This is a genomic window from Kordia algicida OT-1 (assembly GCF_000154725.1).
GTDB lineage: Bacteria > Bacteroidota > Bacteroidia > Flavobacteriales > Flavobacteriaceae > Kordia > Kordia algicida.
Genome location: NZ_DS544873.1, coordinates 2,904,447 through 2,923,184, shown reverse-complemented (window position 1 = coordinate 2,923,184; position 18,738 = coordinate 2,904,447). Strand labels below are relative to the sequence as shown.

Here is an 18,738-nt window from a genome sequence, read left to right as displayed (position 1 = left end):
ACTTATTGTAACTTTTATATTCATTCATCTGACCTTTAGAACATTTAGCGTCACAAATATGGAATATGTGCTATAAATTTATTAATTTTTACTTCCTAAAAAACCTACTTATCTATGAAATGGAAAGGAAATAAAAAATTTAAAGAAGTCATTACCGAAGATGGATATCATTTAAAAGCCGAATACATACAAGAAAGCAAATATTGGTGGATTGTCTACAAAAACGGTAAAGTACTTTATCGTGCCGTTGCCGAAAGTGAATTTGCAAGCAGTTTGCAAACCGCACAAGCCAGAGCACAACAACGAATGATAAAGCACTTAAAAAGTATGATGTCTTAAAATTGTTTTTTCTGTAAATTAAAAAAGGCATCTGCTTGTAGTTGCATCAATTCGCGCGCTTTTTTTCGCTTGTAGTTGTATGCGTCTTCCTCCTCAGCGATGTCAGTATACACTTTATTATTAAGGGACGTATCTGTTTCTAGTAATGTTTTTCGTTGATGTACTTTCTGTTCAACCCAAGTTTTAACAGCATCTTCTGCGTCTTGAAGTTTCAAATCATATTCGCCTTTTGAAGTAAATAATTTTGCGAAAATAGGCGAGGTTTCTATTGCTAAAAACAATAAAAAGATAAAAAATGAAGGAAGCCACGGTAACTCGCCAAGTGCATTAACACGTGCCATCAAACCATCAAATCCGTCAATAATAGGTTGTGTATTAGCTTCTTGTTCTTTTTGTTTTTCGATCAAATTGGCAATTGCTAATTCTTTTGCGGCTATTTTTTCACTGTTTTCAGTTCGCAAAGTTTGTAATTCTTGCAACGCAGTATCATGTTTTTCTCGTTTTTCTTTATAAACAGGTCCTTTTCCGATCAACTCGGTACCTTTTCTACCTTCAGCTTCTGCAATGTAGGTTTCGTACAAGTCGTTTACTGCTACTTCTTTTGCAGTGACTTCTGCTTTGAGTTCTGTAATATCTTGGGTAATTTGTTCAATTTCAGGTGTAAATTGTTGTGCAATTTGTGTCTTATTGGAAAGTGTCAATTCGTTTTTTTGTTCCAACAAAACTTGATTGATTTCTTTCTCAAAAATCTTCAATTCCAAAGGCTTTGAAATGACAATTGCGATAATCACTGCCAAAATAATTCTTGGAGTTGCTTGGAGAAATTCAGCAAACTTATCATCTTTTTTACGAAGTGTAGAAACGATAAATCGGTCTAAATTAAAAATCAATAATCCCCAAATCAGTCCAAAACCGATGGCTGTATACGGATTGTCAAAAACGGTATACAAAGCGTAACCGCTTGCTATAAAAGCCATTAAGGCTGTAAAAAATACGGTAGCGCCAATACCTGCGTATTTAGTTTGTTCGCCGTCGCTACATTCGCGTACGAGGTTGAGGTCAACGCCCGAACAGACGAGAAAAAAACGTTTTAACATAAGATAGTTTTTTGAATGATGATACTATAAGAACGCAGATTTTATAGAAATGTTACAAAAAAAAGTGGCTTATTTTATAAGAATAAACCACTTTTTACATCATATGTAGGTTTTTACTTCTTTATGTTAAAAACTGTCATTTGAAACTTTTCGTTGTTCTTATATTTTTATTTTCCTTTTTCTAAAAAATGCGTTACGTCTTTCCATTCGGATGACTTTTCAGAAGTTTTTCCAGATTTTGAAATCAAATTTCCGTTTGCATCTACCAATTGATGCTTTTGATTGTAAATGAACTTTTGTCCATTCTTTATATAATAATAATGCTTCTTACCATTAATCATCATTGTTTCTGCTTTGCGTCCTACAAGCTTTTCTTTCACTTTCTTTTTTTCTTCTTTAGCAAGCTTTGGAGTCTTTACCTTGGTTTTTTTCGTCTTTTTGGTTTTCTTAGGTGCTGGTGGTGGCGGAGGTGGTGGCGGAAGTAAATTTCCTTTTTCATCAACCAATTGACTCTTTTCATTAAAAATAAACTTTCTACCATTCTTCACTACATAATAATGCTTTTTACCATTAATCATTGTAGTTTCTACTTTCTGATCTTTTATGATTGCATGCATAACCCTGATAGCTTTGGCGTCTTTTTCAGAAACGTTTCCGTTGGGATTTACATCTTTTACCTCAATAATCACAGGTTTTTTTGCAACTGGTGGCGGTGGCGGTAATCGTATTTCATCTACAGAATTAGAGTTTCGAGTTGTAATATCATAAATCTTGTTATCCTTTAAAACTGCAATCGTCTTCAAAACAAACTCTTTAGAAACAGCTACATCATAAATTACGGAAGCTGTTCGGTGATTTTTATGCTTGATTTTGGCGAGTTCAGATTTAATTGACTTATCTAAACTTTTCATCTTAAAAACATAATTATCATTCAATAAAAATTGTTCATTTTTGTTAATGAGTAACCGAATATCTTTAGTTTGACGTTTTTCTCTTACTTCTGTGTTGGAAGGTAATTCGGTTACGTTTGGACCAGAATTTTCATTGATATAGTTGATAGGAAGCTGATTGATCGTAGCAAGTTCCTGACGAACATTTTTTTCAGTATTTTCCTTTGAAATACTACCAACTTTTTTCTGTTGTAATGTTTTTTGATCCTTGTGTTTTCTTACATGTAAAACGGCGCCTTTACGCAACGGTTTCGCTAGTTCTTCTTTCAAACTTTTAAAACCTGTAGCTGTATACAATTGCATTTGATAAGGTTGTGGAAAACGTTTACTTCTGGCATTTTTATGTACAAAACTTCCACCATAATGCACAATCGTATGGTTAGAAATTTCGCTGTTATCGACAACTTTTCCATCAATCCATATAGCAAACTGATCTTTGTTGCTCCAATCGCTTAAAAGACTAGCAGTTGGACGTTTGGCAACAGGTGTTTTTGGAGGCGGAATCAATCTTGCTTTTTCGGCTATAGTAAGTTCTGTGTATTTCTTACTGACTTTAGCTCCTTGTTCGTCTTCGAAGATGAATGTGGCATTTTTATAATAATACTCTTTCGGATCTTGTATTTCCTTAATAATCGTATTTGTTGCTGGAATTTCTATAATTTCAGCAGTCGTTTCTTGGGCAATAACTCTTGTGCTAAACAAAAATAGTGCACTTATAAAAATTGGAATCGTGAGCGAAGCAAAAAGCCAAGCGCGTACACGAGAAGTATGTTTTGTCATCATTTGTAATCTTTTTTTAGTTACGGAAAAATTCAAATTACTGGCCAAGTGTAAATTGTGGTTCCAATGTGCATTTTCTAACAATAATTGTTGATATGCAGGAATCTGTGTGTTTGATTTTAATACAGCATCATCTGCTAAAAATTCGTGATTTAACTGTATGGCCTTTTTGTAGTAAATTAATATCGGATTGAACCAAAATACAATCTGAATCAACTCGATTAAAATAATATCTAACGTATGTTTTTGTGAGACATGCGCGAGTTCATGTGTGTATAATTCTTCCGCAATGTTCTGTGTATCATACAATTCTTTTTCAAGAAAAATATAATGTAAAAACGTATGCGGGAGCACATTTTCTTTCAATAAAACTAACGATGCTTTTTTGTAGAACACCTTTACATTTTTTGTAATTTTAGAAAAAATCATAAAAATATTCTTCAAAAAACGAAGACTTAATAATAAGAGTCCTAAGCCGTATAAACCAGCTATAACGTACATCCACGTTGCAATTCCGTTTGGCAATGTTGCGACAGGTTGTTGCACATCAGACACATTCATGTTCTCAAAATTAATGAGACTTGCATCTTGTGGCATTGGAATTTCAACAACAGTTTCAAACGTGATAAACGGCACAAGAAACGAAAAGCACAATCCAAAAAGTAAAAAATACCTATTGAAAATATACATGCGCTCACGTGCTAACAATACTTTATAAACCAAAAGTATCATCGCCAAGCACAATCCTGATTTTAGTATGTACGCAATCATTTCTTATTGTCTTTTATTTGTTGATCGATAATCTTACGCAATTCCTTTAATTCATCATCCGATAGGTTCGTCTCTTTCGTAAAAAAAGAAGCAAATTGCGAAGCAGAATCATTGAAGAAGTTCTTAATCAATCCATTCAAATGATTCGAAAAATAAGCTGCTTTTTGAATCAATGGAAAGTATTCTCTCGATTTCCCGAATGTTTTGTAAGCAATATAACCTTTATCAGTCATACGTTTTAACAAAGTAGCAATTGTAGTTGTAGCAGGTTTTGGTTCATCATACTGTTCCAAAATATCTTTCATAAACGCTTTTTCAAGCTTCCATAAATGCTGCATCAATTGTTCTTCTGTTTTTGATAATTTCATTCGTCAAAATTTTTAAAATGGTTTGATTGTCTGTAAAAAAAACACGCTATTATTTCGGTCGACATCAAAATAAAAACTGTTCATTTTATACCAATCGCTGTAATATTACTCTACAAATGTAGAATTAAATTTTTTATTCTACAAATGTAGAGGTATTATTCATGTATAAAAATTAATTTTTTTGGTATTTTAGCTAACTAATTATGCTAGATATATGAAAAACATAGTACTATTTTTTGCTCTAATTATTGTATGCAATGGTTACTCACAACACTTAACTCAGAAAGAAATAACGGATTGGTTCATTTATAGTGATCTTAATAGAAATGACCGTTTAAAAAATGTAGACCAAATTAACAGCGTTGAAATTTATGTATATTCTAAAAATGCAGATATTTCTAACCTTTCGGATGAACATTTGGTCAGTACCGAGACGTTAATTTTTGATACTGATGGAAAGGTAAAGGAGAAAAAAATTAAAATAGGAAATACATTAAAACATCATACTTATGTTTACGATGCTCAGCATAGACTTGTAAAAACTATTGACAGTATTCAATCGAGATCGAGAGACTTCACCTCATACACTATATATACCTACAAAAAGGATGCAATTGAAAAAATACATTTTAGTGGTGAGGAACCAACTTCTAAGCTAGTATTTTCTTTAGAAGATGGAATTGTTAACAGCTACAAAGATGTAATTACGGAATCTAAATATCTGAGTTTAGAATTTGATCTTGTCGCTATTCAAGATTTCTACGATTATATTGAAGGAATTGAAACTTCTGAAAAGAGTTTTAAAAACCTTTCTGACGATTGTAATTCATGTAAACTTAAGTTTACTGGTGATAAACTAAAATACGCTGAAAACAAATACTTTAAAAGACAATACAAATACAAAAATGATGTATTGATAGAAGAAAAAATTTATGATAAAGATCTTAAATCATTGAAAAATACAACCAGCTACAAATATGATGATAAAGGAAATTGGATTACAAAAACAGACTTGTACTGGGAGAAACCTTTTGGATATGTAGTTCGAAAGATAAACTATAAATAAAAAAAATCCGCGTTTAGCGGATTTTTTTATTAGTCTTCCAATTCCTTGGAAAGTTCTGTAAAATATTTATAAAACAGTGGAATGGTTTCAATTCCTTTAAGATAATTGAAGATTCCAAAATGTTCATTTGGCGAGTGAATTGCGTCACTATTTAAGCCAAATCCCATCAAAATTGTTTTACTTTTTAGTTCCTTTTCAAACAACGAAACTATTGGAATACTTCCACCTGAACGTTGTGGAATGGCAGGAACGCCAAAAGTATCTTCGTAGGCTTTGCTTGCGGCTTGATAGCCAATATTGTCAATTGGTGTCACATAACCTTGTCCGCCATGATGTGGTGTTACTTTTACTTTTACACCTTTTGGAGCAATACTTTCAAAGTGTGTTTTGAACAATTCCGTGATTTCTTTCCACTCTTGATTTGGTACTAAACGCATGGAAATTTTAGCATACGCTTTGCTAGCAATGACTGTTTTTGCACCTTCGCCAGTATATCCGCCCCAAATTCCGTTAACGTCTAAGGTTGGACGAATAGAGTTGCGTTCGTTGGTAGAGTAACCAGCTTCTCCGTACACAGCATCAATGTCTAACGCGTTTTTGTATGCTTCTAAAGAAAATGGTGCTTTTGCCATTTCTGCGCGTTCTTCGGCAGATAAATCTTCTACTTTATCATAAAAGCCAGGGATGGTTATATGATTGTTTTCGTCGTGTAAAGAAGCAATCATTTTTGCTAGAATATTGATTGGATTTGCCACAGCGCCACCATACAATCCTGAATGTAAGTCACGATTTGGACCTGTAACTTCAACTTCTACATAACTCAATCCGCGTAAACCTGTCGTGATAGAAGGTTGCGTATTGCTAATCATTCCGGTATCAGAAATTAGAATGACATCATTGGCTAGTTTTTCTTGATTGCGTTCTACAAACCAAGCGAGACTTTCAGAACCAACTTCTTCTTCGCCTTCAATCATAAATTTCACATTACAAGGTAATTGGTCAGTTTCGTTCATTAACTCCAATGCTTTTACGTGCATGTACATTTGTCCTTTATCGTCACAAGCTCCGCGGGCAAAAATGGCACCTTCAGGATGAATGTCTGTTTTTTTGATAATTGGTTCAAACGGCCCGCTTTCCCAAAGGTCTAACGGATCTGGCGGTTGTACATCATAATGACCATATACAAGCACTGTAGGTAAATCGTCTGAAATATGTTTATGTCCGTATACAATAGGATATCCTGGCGTTTCACAGATTTCTACATGATCGCAACCTGCTTTTTCTAAACTAGCTTTGATAGCGGCAGAAGTATCAATTACATCTTGTGTATATGCGGGATCGGCACTTATTGAAGGTATTTTTAAAAGTTCGATGAGTTCATCGATGAAACGGTTTTTATGCGTTTCAACATAAGATTTTATAGTATTCATGAAGTTTGTTGAATTATCTTGATACTCAAAAGTACTAAAAAAAGAGGTAAAAATAGTGTTGACTTCCTTTGAATATTGAAAATCTTCTTTATATTTGCACCCACATTTGCGGGTGTGGTGAAATTGGTAGACACGCTAGACTTAGGATCTAGTGCCTAACAGCGTGAAGGTTCGAGTCCTTTCACCCGCACAGAAAGAGAAAGCTGAGATTGTAAAATCTTGGCTTTTTTTGTATGTGTCATTTTTCAAATAATACATTTCATTTTTTATGATTTGTTTAACGTTGATTTTGTATCTTTTTTCTTAATAAAATAGTAGTTAAATTTTATAATTAATTGGTTTTTAGCGTTTTAATTTTACGGCTATCCCGTAGTTTTGTCTAGTTTTTTGAGATTAACTTTAAACATAATTAACCAAAAACATTCATATTATGAAAAAAGTTACTTTTATGTTGGCACTATTTTTTACCGCTATAGGTTTTTCTCAAATAGTAGCACAACCCGTTCCTCGGAATCAATCCTTTGATCCTGTACAGTCAACAATTAATAACCCAATACCACAACAATTCGGTACAGGAGAAATTTTTAGATTCAGACCTGGTTTGGTTACTCAATTAGATTCAGGCAATGATTTTGGATTTACCAACAGTAGATGGTTTTCTATCGGAAGATTAAACACTGGAAGCCAAAATGTATATGGTTTGCGTTTTCAATTGCCAAACAAAGCATTAACTATGGGATATCAAGATTTAAGTGATATAAATCCAAGAATTCAATGGGTTAGCTCTGGTACTTCTTCGGCAAGTGATTTAGAATTTAGAGCGGCAAATAGTTTTACATCAACAAATTCAACGCTAGTAGCAACAATGACCAATAATGGTAGAACACTTTTTGGAGATCCATTAGCTGCATTTGATACAAAAGTTGGTATCAATTATTCTGAAGTGAGTGGTACTTCTTCACGTGTAGGTTTATCTTTAGAAAACGATGCTATTCAAAGTGGCGCTTTTATGACATCAATACGATCTATAAATAATGCTGGAGGTTTTAGCAAAACAGGTATAGATATTGAAAGTGTCAATGGTTCTATTTTTGAAAATGTAGGTGTTACTGTGCGTTTAGATGGAGGAAGTCGCAATACTGGAGTCAGAGCGCTTGTAACAGACAATGGTAGTGATGGTCCAACGTATGGTATTTTTGGGTCAGTTGACAGTTCTGCGGATGTGAAAAATCCTGCTTTTGGAGCCGCAATTTATGGTACTTCAGCAACAGATTCTAATCGATTTGCTGGATATTTTAATGGAAATGTTTTCGTGACAGGAACATTTACAGCTTCTGACGAAAAACTGAAAGATAATATTAAAGAAGAAAAGAATGTTTTGGAAAAATTAGCGCAGTTAAATGCAGTAACATATACATTTAAATCAAATAAGGAACTAAACCTATCAAGTGATGTACAACATGGATTTTTAGCACAAAATATTGAAGAAGTCTTTCCTGAATTGGTCACTACCATACAAAAACCTATTGTAGTTGAAGGAAGCAAAAATACCGATATCTACGAGTACAAAGCTGTAAATTATACGGGACTGATTTCAATTTTAACATCAAGCGTCATAGAGTTGAATGAGGAATATACGGCAAGTATCAATGAATTGAATGAAAAAATAGCAGCTTTAGAAAGTAAAATAGCAACTATGGAGAGTAAAAAAGGAACTTCAGACACCAATGTTGATGACTCTGGCTTCTCAATGGATCAAAACCGACCAAATCCTTTTACGAATCAAACAACGATCAATTATACGATTCCGAGCAATACAAAAGCTACAATTTCTGTTTTTGATATGTCAGGAAAGTTTGTAAGAGATTATAATTTAACAACACAAAAAGGGCAAGTAGTAATTAGTTCAAAAGACGTCGGAAAAGGAATGTTTATCTATAGTTTGGTCTCTAATGGAGAAATCATGGTTTCTAAGAAAATGATTGTGAAATAATATACTTCATTTTATAACTACAAATTGGCAACCAATGTATTTTGGTTGCTTTTTTTATGGTAATAATGTTGGTTAAAATGGAAAACATCAACTTATTCGCCATTATCAAGAATATAGATTGTATGGTTTCCCCGTAACAAATTGTGCTTGTAAATAGTTAACTTAAAAATAAACGTAATGAAAAAGCAAACAATTAAAAATTTAAAATTAAACAAGAACTTTGTATCAAACCTTTCAAAAAATACAGTTTTAGGCGGATTTAATACAACGAATCAAAACGAATCACAAAGCTGCTTTAATGATTGTCCAACATTTACTGGACAAACAGGTTCTTGGTGTTTAACAGGAAACGGAACAAACTGTCAATAAACTAAAAGAGACTTTCTAAAAAGTATAGATTTCGTCAAACCGAACCTGATTCGGTTTCTCATAACAGTTGAGATAAATATTATGAGATTCTGGATCAAGTCCAGAATGACGTTTCAATACACTTTTTAGACAGTCTCTTTATCTTGCTTTGCAAAAAATCTTAGTGATTTCCTTTTGCTTTCTCTTTTAAGTCGTTTGCAGCTTTCTTTGTGTCTTCTGCGGCTTTGTTAGCAGCATTTTTTACATCGTTAGCAGCTTTTTCAGCTCCTTCTTTTACGTCATTTGCCATGTCTTTTGCTCCATCAACTGCGTCATTAGCCGCTTTCTTTGTAGCATCAACAGCATCGTTTGCCGCGTCTTTTACTTCATTAGCCGCATCTTTAGTAGCATCTACTGCATTATTTGTAGCGTCTTTTACGTCGTTTGCTACATCATTAGCTGCATCTTTTACGTCTTTTACCACTTCTTCAGTTTTGTCAGCAGCTTTTTCACTCTCTTTCTTAACTTCTTCACAAGAAGTCATTCCGAATGCTAAAGCAGCAACCAAAGCAGCTCTAAAAATTAATTTTTTCATCTGTTTGTCTATTTATTGTTAATTGTTCGGCAATGTTAAGATTTCTTTTATTGATTCACAAAGAATGTTTTAACATCTTTATAATATTCTGTAAAATTATCATTTCGGCAGATGAAAAGTATTTTTTCGAATATTTTTCAATGTTTTGAAAGATATTCCATGATTATTTTACTTACATTTCCGTTTGCTTGTACGTAATTATGATTAATAGTACCCGTAGCAACTTTAAAATCAGTATCTTCTAGTAACCGTGTCATGGTTTTATTAAATTCAGCTTCGGAAGTAACCGAAAGTACGCCGCCAAGTTGCACCAAATCTTCTGCTTCTTTAAAACCCGAATAATTTTTTCCAATTACAACCGGAATTCCAAAAACAGCAGGTTCAAGTGTGTTGTGTAAACCTGTATTTCCCATGCCGCCGCCAACGTACGCAATAGTTGCATAACTGTATACTTTGGTCAAAATTCCAATCGTATCTATAATAAAAACATCAAACTGACTCAAATCTTGATGGTGTTCCATTTCAGAAAATAAAACGGTCGATTTGGTAATAATATTTCTTAATTTTTCAATTCCTTGAGATTTGATATTGTGCGGCGCAATAATAAACTTACAATCTTTGGTAGCAGCATTGATAAACGGAACAAAAATAGTTTCATCATCTTGCCAACTGCTTCCCATAACAATACAGCTTTTATCATTTTTAAAATCTTCAATAAAAGGCAATGAATTATCTCGATCTAAAATTTCTAAAACTCTATCAAAACGTGTGTCGCCACTAATAGTTACAGCCGTATAATCAATACTTTTCAGGAGTTTTTGAGAAGCTTCATCTTGCACAAAAATATGATGAAACGCATGAAGCGATTTTCGCATCCAACCACCATACCATTTAAAAAAAGCTTGCGAAGGTCTAAAAATTGTAGAAATAGAAATTGTGTGAATCTGTTGTTTTTTTAATTCAGCCAAATAATTCGGCCAAAACTCATATTTCACAAAAACGACCAACTCAGGATGAACGAGTTTTATAAATTTTCTTGCATTTGCTTTCGTATCTAGCGGTAAATATGTAATCACATCCGCCACAGCGCTATCTTTTTTCACCTCAAAACCAGAAGGCGAAAAAAAAGTCAACACAAATTTATGGTTAGGATATTTCTTTTTCAATGCTTCCAATACAGGCAAACCTTGTTCATATTCACCCAAAGACGCCGTGTGAAACCAAACTACTTTATCGTTGGTTGAAATTTTATCAGTTAAGGTTTTAAAAACGGTCTTTCGCCCAGAAACAAAAAGTCCGAGTTTGGTGTTAAACATAGCAATGATTCTAAGAAAGAAACTCGCAATGTAAACCAATATGTTGTAGATAAAATACAAAAGCAATGAGTTTGTTGCTAAAATACATTCTTTCGGATAAATTCATTGGGTATCGTTGTACAATTTTGTAATATTGTTAGAACAAAAGAAAGATACGAATGAAGAAAATCCAAATGGTCGACCTTAAAGGTCAATACGCACAAATCAAAGACCAAGTCGATCAATCCGTATTAGATGTAATCGCATCTTCAGCATTCATTAACGGACCCGAAGTACACGCATTTCAAGCAGAATTAGAAGCATATTTAGACGTAAAACACGTAATTCCATGTGCCAACGGAACGGACGCGTTGCAAATAGCAATGATGGGACTTGGATTACAACCTGGGGATGAGGTAATTACTGCCGACTTTACCTTTGCTGCAACGGTTGAAGTAATCGCATTATTACAACTTACGCCAGTTTTGGTTGATGTGGAAAAAGACTCATTTAATATTGATCCAGAAGCCATTCGTAAAGCAATCACGCCAAAAACAAAAGCCATTGTTCCTGTGCATTTATTTGGACAATGCGCTAATATGGACGCGATTTTAGAAATTGCCAAAGAACACGATTTATACGTTATAGAAGATAATGCGCAAGCTATTGGAGCCGATTATACATTTGCAGATGGAAGCAAGAAAAAAGCAGGCGGAATTGGTCATGTAGCTTCCACATCGTTCTTTCCATCAAAAAACTTAGGTTGCTATGGAGATGGCGGCGCAATTTTTACAAACGATGACGATTTAGCACATACCATCAGAGGAATTGTAAATCACGGAATGTACAAACGTTATCACCATGATGTAGTTGGTGTTAACTCTCGGTTAGATTCCATTCAAGCAACAATTTTAAGAGCAAAATTACCACACTTAGATGCATACAATGCTGCGCGCCAAGATGCCGCACGAAAATACAATGCCGCATTCCATGGAAATGATAACATCATCACACCACAAATCTCAAAATCATGCGAAAATCCAATCTGTGTAGGTTGTGACTGTCATGTATTTCATCAATACACGTTACGTGTCATTAATGTTGATAGAGATGCACTAGCAAAACACCTAAACGAAAACGGAATTCCTTGCGGAGTTTACTATCCAATTCCATTACATGCGCAAAAAGCATACAAAGACGAGCGCTATAATGAAGTAGATTTTCCTGTGACAAATCAGTTGGTAAAAGAAGTAATTTCATTGCCAATGCACACAGAATTAGACGATGAACAAATTGCATTCATCACTAAAACAGTCTTAGATTTCGTAAACGGATAAACCAACACCAATAATCCAACACTAAAACCAAAGACCCAAATTTGAAAAAAATAGTAGTCACAGGCGGATTAGGTTACATTGGCTCTCACACGGTTGTAGAGTTGCAATTGGCAGGATTTGAAGTAATAATTATTGATAATTTATCAAATGCTTCTGAAGCGGTTTTGCAAGGCATCAAAAATATTACAGGAACGCTTCCTACGTTTGAAAAGCTAGATTTACGCGACAAACAAACTACAATTTCATTCTTCAAAAAGTATGAAGATATTAGTGGAATTATTCACTTTGCAGCAAGCAAAGCTGTTGGAGAAAGTGTTACGAATCCGTTGTTGTATTACGAAAACAATCTATCGACATTAATTACGATATTAAAGCAAATTCAGCATAAAAAAAACATCTCATTTATTTTTAGTTCTTCATGTACGGTGTACGGTCAAGCCGAAACGATGCCAATTTCAGAAAACGCCCCAATTCAACAAGCGTATTCTCCGTATGGAAACACCAAGCAAATTGGCGAAGAAATTCTGAAAGATACTGCAAAAATAGCTGAAGGTTTACAGGTAATCTCGCTGCGATATTTCAACCCGATTGGCGCGCATGAAAGTGCTGAAATTGGAGAATTGCCCAATGGTATTCCACAAAACTTGGTGCCTTTTATCACGCAAACTGCGATTGGGTTACGAAAACAATTATCAGTATTTGGAAATGATTATCCTACGGAAGATGGAACCTGTATTCGCGATTATATTCACGTAGTTGATCTCGCAAAAGCACACGTTACGGCATTAAAGAGATTGCTCGAAAAAATGAATAAAACTTCATTTGAAGTATTCAATATCGGAACAGGAAAAGGAAGTTCTGTACTAGAAGTTATTGAAAGTTTTGAACGTGTCAGTCATCAAAAATTGAACTATAAAATTGTAGACAGGCGAGAAGGCGATGTAATTTCAGCATATGCTGATACAACGAAAGCAAACACAATTTTAGGCTGGAAAGCAACATCAACATTAGATGAAGCGATGCTTTCTGCATGGAAATGGGAACAGAAAATAAGAACCAAATAAAACCACCAAATACATGAAAAAAGGACTCATCTTATGCTTGAGTATTTTGTGTACCGCTATCGTGATGGCACAAGATACCTATCTGCATTGCGGAAAAATAATTGATACAGAAAGCGGAAAAGTACTCACAGAAAAAACAATCATTGTTTCTGGAAACAAAATAACAGGCATTGCTAAAGGTTATTTACAACCCAAAAAAGCAAACATTACGATGATCGATTTAAAATCGAAAACAGTAATGCCAGGTTTGATTGACATGCACGTTCACATAGAAAGCGAAACAAATCCGAAAGCCTACATTGAAAAATATACCTTAAATGATGCTGATGTAGCGTTTCGTTCGGTTGGTTTTGCAGACAAAACACTTCAAGCAGGTTTTACTACAGTTCGGGACTTGGGCGGAACTGGTGTAAATATTTCTTTGCGCAACGCAATCAATCAAGGAAGAATTGACGGACCACGAATTTTTACCGCAGGAAAAGCATTGGCAACCACAGGCGGACATGCCGATCCGACAAACGGAAATCGCAAAGAAATCATTGGCGATCCAGGACCAAAAGAAGGTGTTGTAAATAACGTAAGTGATGCAAAAAAAGCGGTACGTCAACGTTACAAAAATGGTGCTGATGTGATAAAAATAACGGCTACAGGTGGTGTTTTAAGTGTGGCAAAAAGTGGAAGCAATCCGCAGTTTACAATAGAAGAAATTAAAGTAATTTGTGAAACCGCAAAAGATTACGGAATGCACGTAGCGGCACATGCACACGGTGATGAAGGAATGCAACGCGCCATAATTGGTGGAGTTAAAACTATTGAGCATGGAACGTTGATGAGCGATGAAACTATGGAATTGATGAAAAAGCATGATGCATATTTAGTTCCGACAATTACAGCAGGAAAAGAAGTAGAAGCCAAAGCAAAAATAAAAGGATATTATCCAGATATTATTGTGCCAAAAGCATTGGCTGTTGGACCAAAAATTCAAGGAACATTTGCAAGAGCTTACAAAAAAGGTGTTGGAATTGCTTTTGGAACAGATGCAGGAGTATACCAACATGGTTTAAACGGAAAAGAATTTGGTTTTATGGTAGCAGCAGGAATGCCGGCAATGGAAACCATTCAATCTGCAACCATTACCAATGCAAAAATTCTTGGAATGGAAGATCAACTTGGGCAATTAAAAGAAGGATTTTTAGCTGATATTGTTGCGGTTGATGAAGATCCAACAAAAAACATCAATACGATGGAAAACGTAACGTTCGTGATGAAAAACGGGAAAATATACAAGCAATAAAAAAAACAAAGCCATATACACACTGTATATGGCTTTGCTAGTTATTATACGTTACAGAATTATTTATTGATTTTCTCCTTTTAGTAATTCTGAATATATATGACTTAAATCTGCTGGTTTTAGACCAGGTTTTTGAAAATTAGAGTGACAACTAAAACAGCTTCCATATTGAGAATATCCTGCTCCGTTTTGTGCATAAGTTTCCATGGTACTATTTGCTAATTGACTGGTTCCAATTGCTACACCGCTAGCGGTATTGGTTGAAGAATAACTTGTTCCAGTTGGCGCGGCTCCACTATCAGTCCAAGTAGCTCCAATAAAAATATAGTTTTTACGCAAATCGCCTTCTGCTAATTGACCTAATATGCTATTATTTATAGAAATCACTTCGCTATTAGATGCAGCTGGAGTACTATTTTCAGCATTAGGGGCACCTTCATTTGCAACTCCCCAAGGTTTTGTCATTTTAGTATTACTAGCACTAATTGTATTATCTGCTGTAGCAAAAATGCTATTAAGTTCATCACATTTGTGACCACTTAATTCATTAGAATTACAAAATTTCATATGTGATTGATTGTAGGTCGAACTAGAACTATCACCATTCAATAACCAATCATTTCCTGTATCAGCAGCATGTGTTTTGGTATTATTTTCTGTGTCTAAGTACGTATATTCTAGATTTGGTGCATTATTTACATGTTCAAAAGTAGCCCAAACCATTTCAGGATGTCCATCAATAGTACCTACAATATGAATACCTATCATTGCTAATTTTTTTTGTGTTGAACCATTAGGACTCCATTTTTGATTATTGCTTGTGTCATAAGTAGGAACAATAGCATCCATAGTAATATAATTACTTGCATTTTTCAATTCATCAGCGGCTACCCACGAAGTTTTTATTTCTATAGTTAACGTATTAGGATCTTTAACTGTAATTCCTTGTGTTTTTGCATAAGCAACAATAGCGTCTAATTGATCTTGTGTGGTAGGGAATTCGTCTCCACTGACACTTCCTCCACTATTAGCAACTCCATTTAAATATTGCGCATATACATCATTTACCATGCTTATGTAATAAATAAGTGAGCCATTTTGAGCCATCAATACATCATCAGTAGCTTGTCCTTCTTCACTATCATCAGCAAAGAGTTTATCATTTTTTTGAGCATTCGCTACGGCACTTATTAATTTTCCTTTTTCATGTGGTATTAATGTACGTACACCATCAACAGATGTAGATACCGTATAAAAGCTATTGGATTCCATAACTGTTCCACTGCTATAATCTCCAGAGGTATTTGGTGAGGCAACCCATAAAAACATTTGTTCAGACCATTTGTAAAAATCACAATTGTTGTTGTGTACAGCAGTTACAGAATTGGCGGCATTCACACTACCATTTTTAGAAACAGTTCCAGAAGCAAACCAAGAGTTGAAGTCAGAACTACTCACGGTACACGATTGTAGTACATCAGTAGGCAGTTTAGAGTTAATAGGAGTGTTCATAACAATTTGAGCCGTTGCAGTATCATTTGTTCCTGTTTCATATTTTTCCTTGTCTTTTTTTTCTTCACAAGAAATCATAATAAACGCTAAAACTAAAACAGTGCCTAAGCCTTTAAAAAGTAAATTCTTCATAATGATTAATATTTGGTTAGTAATCAAATTTAGGCATAATATATTTTATAGAACTCGGTAAAAACACCTGTTTTTAAAGATCAACATTAGTTTGGTTATTTTTTTTATAGAAAATGAAGATGTTTCTAAAGGCGTTGATACTAAGTGGAATACAATGTTAATGATGAAGAAGTAGAAAAATTTATGAGCAATATATCATTTATAAATAATATTGAAAAAAGGAGAAGACTGTCTAAAAAAAAGTACAAATCAAATCAAACTCAGTTTGATTTGATTTCTCATAAAGATTGATAAAACATGTCGTTACACGGATTGTTTTATCATGTCTAGATTGACATTTCTATGCGCTTTTTTAGACAGCCTTTTTTAATTTTTCTTAATATGGAAAAGGACAATTCCATGGTGCATCTGTAGGACAAACCCAAGCTGATGGACATGCGTCAATAACAGATGTACAAGTAACAGTGAGTTTAATTCCTCCGTTTACTTTGTGATTCTCTAAGTTCGAAATTGAACTTTTGCGTAATTTCAATGATTTTACATTTCTTTTTTTCATGATCTAATAAGTTTTTGGTTAGTATATTTCACCTTGAGAATATTTAAATAAAAAATATGAAAATTCTTTAAAAAATTCTTACGGTAATACCTTACTTTATTTGTCTGGCGTATACGTGTTTAATGATGTAACTTTATGTCAAAAAATAAGCTAGTTTTGTCGTGTTAAAAATAAATTTCTAATTCGTTTTAATTTATTTGAAAAAGCACTGTAAGTTTTCAAAGATTAATACGGCAAAAGCCAAAACCAACCGATGACTCTATATCAAAAATGGTGTTACCAAAAAGCTGCAATTAAGCTTGATAGATTAGCAAAGTTTTACAAAAAAGGGGAAACAATTCTTGACATCGGAAGCGGGAATTGTGCGTTAAACATGCAACTCAAAAATGCAGGCTATGACATAATAGGATTGGACATTGCAAACAAATCTGCTTTTAAGGAAATAACGCCAGTTATCTATGATGGAATGACACTTCCTTTTGAAGATAATTCGTTTGATGTAGTGCAAATAATTACCGTATTACATCACATTAAAAATCCAGAAATCACGGTAAAAGAAGCAAAACGCGTTGGTAAAAAAGTTATTATCATGGAAGATATCTATGAAAATACCTTTCAAAAATATGTGACCTACATTGCGGATAGTATCAATAATTGGGAATTTATTGGGCATCCGCACACTAATATGAATGACAAAGAATGGAAGGAAGTTTTTGACCGCAACGGACTCCATATTGAAGAAAGTGAATATTACAACTTTCTTCTCTTTTTCAAACAAGTGACATATTTATTAACCAAATAAAACTTTTACCTATACAATAGTAAATGATTCTATTTCGCTTTCCTTAAACGAAGCAGAAGTAACAAGACCGATTGTAGTATTTTTGAAGATGAACGGAGACAAATTGCAAATTGGCAATTTTATTTCTGTAGAACATCAACAAGACTCATAGAGTTACGAAGCATACGATAGAAATCTCATTTAACGTGAGTTCGATATAACTATTTCATTATAAAATTGATTGTCAGTAGATTATACTTAATGTCAAATCGAACATTATTGAAATTAAAATATATTTTAGTTGAAGATACCTAGCGTAGCTATCGAGATTCAATCGAAATTTTATTTTTTATAGTGTTCTCGACTGTGCTCGAACTGACAATTAGTTATTTTTCAGTGAATTATGAACTATATAGTGATTTGTTAAGTCGAACTCACGTTATTTATAAAAAAAGAAATAGCGGTAATCCAATTGTAACATTGAAATTACCGCTATTTATTTTAAGATATTCTTTCTCTTATGATAAAGAAACTTCCTTTCTCTTGATAAAAGATAAAATTAGCAAACCTGTTCCGAGCATTACGGAAACATCTGCCATGTTGAAAATTCCTGTTTTAAAAATGCCGCCCAAATCAATATGCATAAAATCTGTGACTGAACTGTATAAAATACGATCGTATAAATTTCCAATTCCGCCACCAATAATACAGCACAATCCGAAAATCATATACCTATCCAAATCGGTATTTACGATAATGATGCGTAAAATGAACAATAATACGGCAATTGGCAAAACGATTAAAAAGATACCTTTCATTATCGGGTTTTCCATAGAAGATAAAAAACCTAAAAATGCACCTTTGTTTTCTGTTTTCGTCAAAATGACATATTCGCCAATCACAGAAATACTTTCATGCGTATCAATATGCGTTCGTGCTACTGATTTTGAAACTTGATCGCAACCAACATTCATCAATATAAATGCAAAAATTAGTAGTATTCGAAGTGATCTGGAAATTTTCATGGTAG

17 protein-coding genes and 1 tRNA gene are annotated in these 18,738 nt (G+C 33.9%); 9 read left to right on the top strand and 9 right to left on the bottom strand.

The genetic code is table 11. The annotated features are described in order from the left end of the window. Window positions 1-114: 114 nt before the first annotated feature. On the top strand, window positions 115-339 hold the full coding sequence (locus KAOT1_RS12405) for a hypothetical protein (RefSeq protein ID WP_007095169.1): 225 nt from the start codon (window positions 115-117) through the stop codon (window positions 337-339). On the opposite strand, the gene KAOT1_RS12400 is transcribed toward KAOT1_RS12405, so the two are convergent. The 3 genes from KAOT1_RS12400 to KAOT1_RS12390 form a co-directional block, all read right to left on the bottom strand. Continuing rightward, complete coding sequence (locus tag KAOT1_RS12400; protein WP_007095168.1) at window positions 336-1,436, bottom strand: DUF4407 domain-containing protein; 1,101 nt, start codon at window positions 1,434-1,436, stop codon at window positions 336-338. The genes KAOT1_RS12405 and KAOT1_RS12400 overlap by 4 nt on opposite strands. Before the next feature lie 167 nt (window positions 1,437-1,603). Continuing rightward, on the bottom strand, window positions 1,604-3,937 hold the full coding sequence (locus KAOT1_RS22025; protein ID WP_007095167.1) for a M56 family metallopeptidase: 2,334 nt from the start codon (window positions 3,935-3,937) through the stop codon (window positions 1,604-1,606). Continuing rightward, complete coding sequence (locus tag KAOT1_RS12390) at window positions 3,934-4,305, bottom strand: BlaI/MecI/CopY family transcriptional regulator (RefSeq protein WP_007095166.1); 372 nt, start codon at window positions 4,303-4,305, stop codon at window positions 3,934-3,936. Before KAOT1_RS12390 ends, KAOT1_RS22025 begins: the two co-directional genes overlap by 4 nt. Window positions 4,306-4,519: 214 nt before the next feature. Here KAOT1_RS12390 and KAOT1_RS12385 point away from each other — a divergent pair, with 214 nt between their 5' ends. Further along, entirely contained in the window at window positions 4,520-5,371 is an 852-nt protein-coding gene (locus KAOT1_RS12385; RefSeq protein ID WP_007095165.1) for a hypothetical protein, read from the top strand. A gap of 29 nt (window positions 5,372-5,400) precedes the next feature. On the opposite strand, the gene KAOT1_RS12380 is transcribed toward KAOT1_RS12385, so the two are convergent. Then, on the bottom strand, window positions 5,401-6,801 hold the full coding sequence (locus KAOT1_RS12380) for a dipeptidase (protein WP_007095164.1): 1,401 nt from the start codon (window positions 6,799-6,801) through the stop codon (window positions 5,401-5,403). A gap of 108 nt (window positions 6,802-6,909) precedes the next feature. Here KAOT1_RS12380 and KAOT1_RS12375 point away from each other — a divergent pair. From KAOT1_RS12375 to KAOT1_RS12365, 3 genes are all read left to right on the top strand, one after another. Next, window positions 6,910-6,991 (top strand) — tRNA-Leu (locus KAOT1_RS12375). A gap of 240 nt (window positions 6,992-7,231) precedes the next feature. Next, a complete protein-coding gene (locus tag KAOT1_RS12370) occupies window positions 7,232-8,794 on the top strand; it encodes a tail fiber domain-containing protein (protein ID WP_007095163.1) in 1,563 nt (520 codons plus the stop codon). Between the two features lie 177 nt (window positions 8,795-8,971). Continuing rightward, entirely contained in the window at window positions 8,972-9,163 is a 192-nt protein-coding gene (locus tag KAOT1_RS12365) for a hypothetical protein (protein ID WP_007095162.1), read from the top strand. A gap of 160 nt (window positions 9,164-9,323) precedes the next feature. Here the strand turns inward: KAOT1_RS12365 and KAOT1_RS12360 are convergent, their stop codons facing one another. Both KAOT1_RS12360 and KAOT1_RS12355 read right to left on the bottom strand, forming a co-directional pair. After that, a complete protein-coding gene (locus KAOT1_RS12360; RefSeq protein WP_007095161.1) occupies window positions 9,324-9,737 on the bottom strand; it encodes a hypothetical protein in 414 nt (137 codons plus the stop codon). A 137-nt stretch (window positions 9,738-9,874) separates the two neighbouring features. After that, window positions 9,875-11,053: a 3-deoxy-D-manno-octulosonic acid transferase gene (locus KAOT1_RS12355; RefSeq protein WP_007095160.1), complete on the bottom strand. Its 1,179-nt coding sequence runs from the start codon at window positions 11,051-11,053 to the stop codon at window positions 9,875-9,877. Between the two features lie 158 nt (window positions 11,054-11,211). On the opposite strand from KAOT1_RS12355, the gene KAOT1_RS12350 reads away from it, so the two are divergent. The 3 genes from KAOT1_RS12350 to KAOT1_RS12340 are packed head-to-tail and all read left to right on the top strand — an operon-like array spanning window position 11,212 to window position 14,727. After that, complete coding sequence (locus KAOT1_RS12350; protein ID WP_007095159.1) at window positions 11,212-12,369, top strand: DegT/DnrJ/EryC1/StrS family aminotransferase; 1,158 nt, start codon at window positions 11,212-11,214, stop codon at window positions 12,367-12,369. A 41-nt stretch (window positions 12,370-12,410) separates the two neighbouring features. After that, entirely contained in the window at window positions 12,411-13,433 is a 1,023-nt protein-coding gene (galE, locus tag KAOT1_RS12345; protein ID WP_007095158.1) for a UDP-glucose 4-epimerase GalE, read from the top strand. A 13-nt stretch (window positions 13,434-13,446) separates the two neighbouring features. Beyond that, window positions 13,447-14,727, top strand: coding sequence for a metal-dependent hydrolase family protein (locus KAOT1_RS12340; RefSeq protein ID WP_007095157.1), 1,281 nt, complete (start codon window positions 13,447-13,449; stop codon window positions 14,725-14,727). A gap of 63 nt (window positions 14,728-14,790) precedes the next feature. Here the strand turns inward: KAOT1_RS12340 and KAOT1_RS12335 are convergent, their stop codons facing one another. Together KAOT1_RS12335 and KAOT1_RS12330 are read right to left on the bottom strand one after the other, a co-directional pair. After that, complete coding sequence (locus tag KAOT1_RS12335; RefSeq protein ID WP_007095156.1) at window positions 14,791-16,371, bottom strand: hypothetical protein; 1,581 nt, start codon at window positions 16,369-16,371, stop codon at window positions 14,791-14,793. A gap of 376 nt (window positions 16,372-16,747) precedes the next feature. Next, window positions 16,748-16,927, bottom strand: a complete 180-nt coding sequence (locus KAOT1_RS12330; protein ID WP_007095155.1) for a hypothetical protein — start codon at window positions 16,925-16,927, stop codon at window positions 16,748-16,750. A gap of 253 nt (window positions 16,928-17,180) precedes the next feature. Between KAOT1_RS12330 and KAOT1_RS12325 the strand changes: the two genes are divergently transcribed. Beyond that, a complete protein-coding gene (locus KAOT1_RS12325; protein WP_007095154.1) occupies window positions 17,181-17,729 on the top strand; it encodes a class I SAM-dependent methyltransferase in 549 nt (182 codons plus the stop codon). A gap of 497 nt (window positions 17,730-18,226) precedes the next feature. Here KAOT1_RS12325 and lspA read toward each other — a convergent pair whose 3' ends face one another. After that, complete coding sequence (gene lspA, locus KAOT1_RS12320) at window positions 18,227-18,733, bottom strand: signal peptidase II (protein ID WP_040559523.1); 507 nt, start codon at window positions 18,731-18,733, stop codon at window positions 18,227-18,229. Window positions 18,734-18,738 lie beyond the last annotated feature (5 nt).

Coding starts and splice junctions, on each gene's coding strand:
- KAOT1_RS12335 (WP_007095156.1), bottom strand. CDS start 16,371: ATGAAGAATTTACTTTTTAAAGGCTTAGGCACTGTTTTAGTTTTAGCG.
- KAOT1_RS12350 (WP_007095159.1), top strand. CDS start 11,212: ATGAAGAAAATCCAAATGGTCGACCTTAAAGGTCAATACGCACAAATC.
- KAOT1_RS12360 (WP_007095161.1), bottom strand. CDS start 9,737: ATGAAAAAATTAATTTTTAGAGCTGCTTTGGTTGCTGCTTTAGCATTC.
- KAOT1_RS22025 (WP_007095167.1), bottom strand. CDS start 3,937: ATGATTGCGTACATACTAAAATCAGGATTGTGCTTGGCGATGATACTT.
- KAOT1_RS12325 (WP_007095154.1), top strand. CDS start 17,181: ATGACTCTATATCAAAAATGGTGTTACCAAAAAGCTGCAATTAAGCTT.
- KAOT1_RS12380 (WP_007095164.1), bottom strand. CDS start 6,801: ATGAATACTATAAAATCTTATGTTGAAACGCATAAAAACCGTTTCATC.
- KAOT1_RS12340 (WP_007095157.1), top strand. CDS start 13,447: ATGAAAAAAGGACTCATCTTATGCTTGAGTATTTTGTGTACCGCTATC.
- KAOT1_RS12370 (WP_007095163.1), top strand. CDS start 7,232: ATGAAAAAAGTTACTTTTATGTTGGCACTATTTTTTACCGCTATAGGT.
- KAOT1_RS12405 (WP_007095169.1), top strand. CDS start 115: ATGAAATGGAAAGGAAATAAAAAATTTAAAGAAGTCATTACCGAAGAT.
- lspA (WP_040559523.1), bottom strand. CDS start 18,733: ATGAAAATTTCCAGATCACTTCGAATACTACTAATTTTTGCATTTATA.
- KAOT1_RS12400 (WP_007095168.1), bottom strand. CDS start 1,436: ATGTTAAAACGTTTTTTTCTCGTCTGTTCGGGCGTTGACCTCAACCTC.
- KAOT1_RS12330 (WP_007095155.1), bottom strand. CDS start 16,927: ATGAAAAAAAGAAATGTAAAATCATTGAAATTACGCAAAAGTTCAATT.
- KAOT1_RS12390 (WP_007095166.1), bottom strand. CDS start 4,305: ATGAAATTATCAAAAACAGAAGAACAATTGATGCAGCATTTATGGAAG.
- KAOT1_RS12385 (WP_007095165.1), top strand. CDS start 4,520: ATGAAAAACATAGTACTATTTTTTGCTCTAATTATTGTATGCAATGGT.
- KAOT1_RS12355 (WP_007095160.1), bottom strand. CDS start 11,053: ATGTTTAACACCAAACTCGGACTTTTTGTTTCTGGGCGAAAGACCGTT.
- KAOT1_RS12365 (WP_007095162.1), top strand. CDS start 8,972: ATGAAAAAGCAAACAATTAAAAATTTAAAATTAAACAAGAACTTTGTA.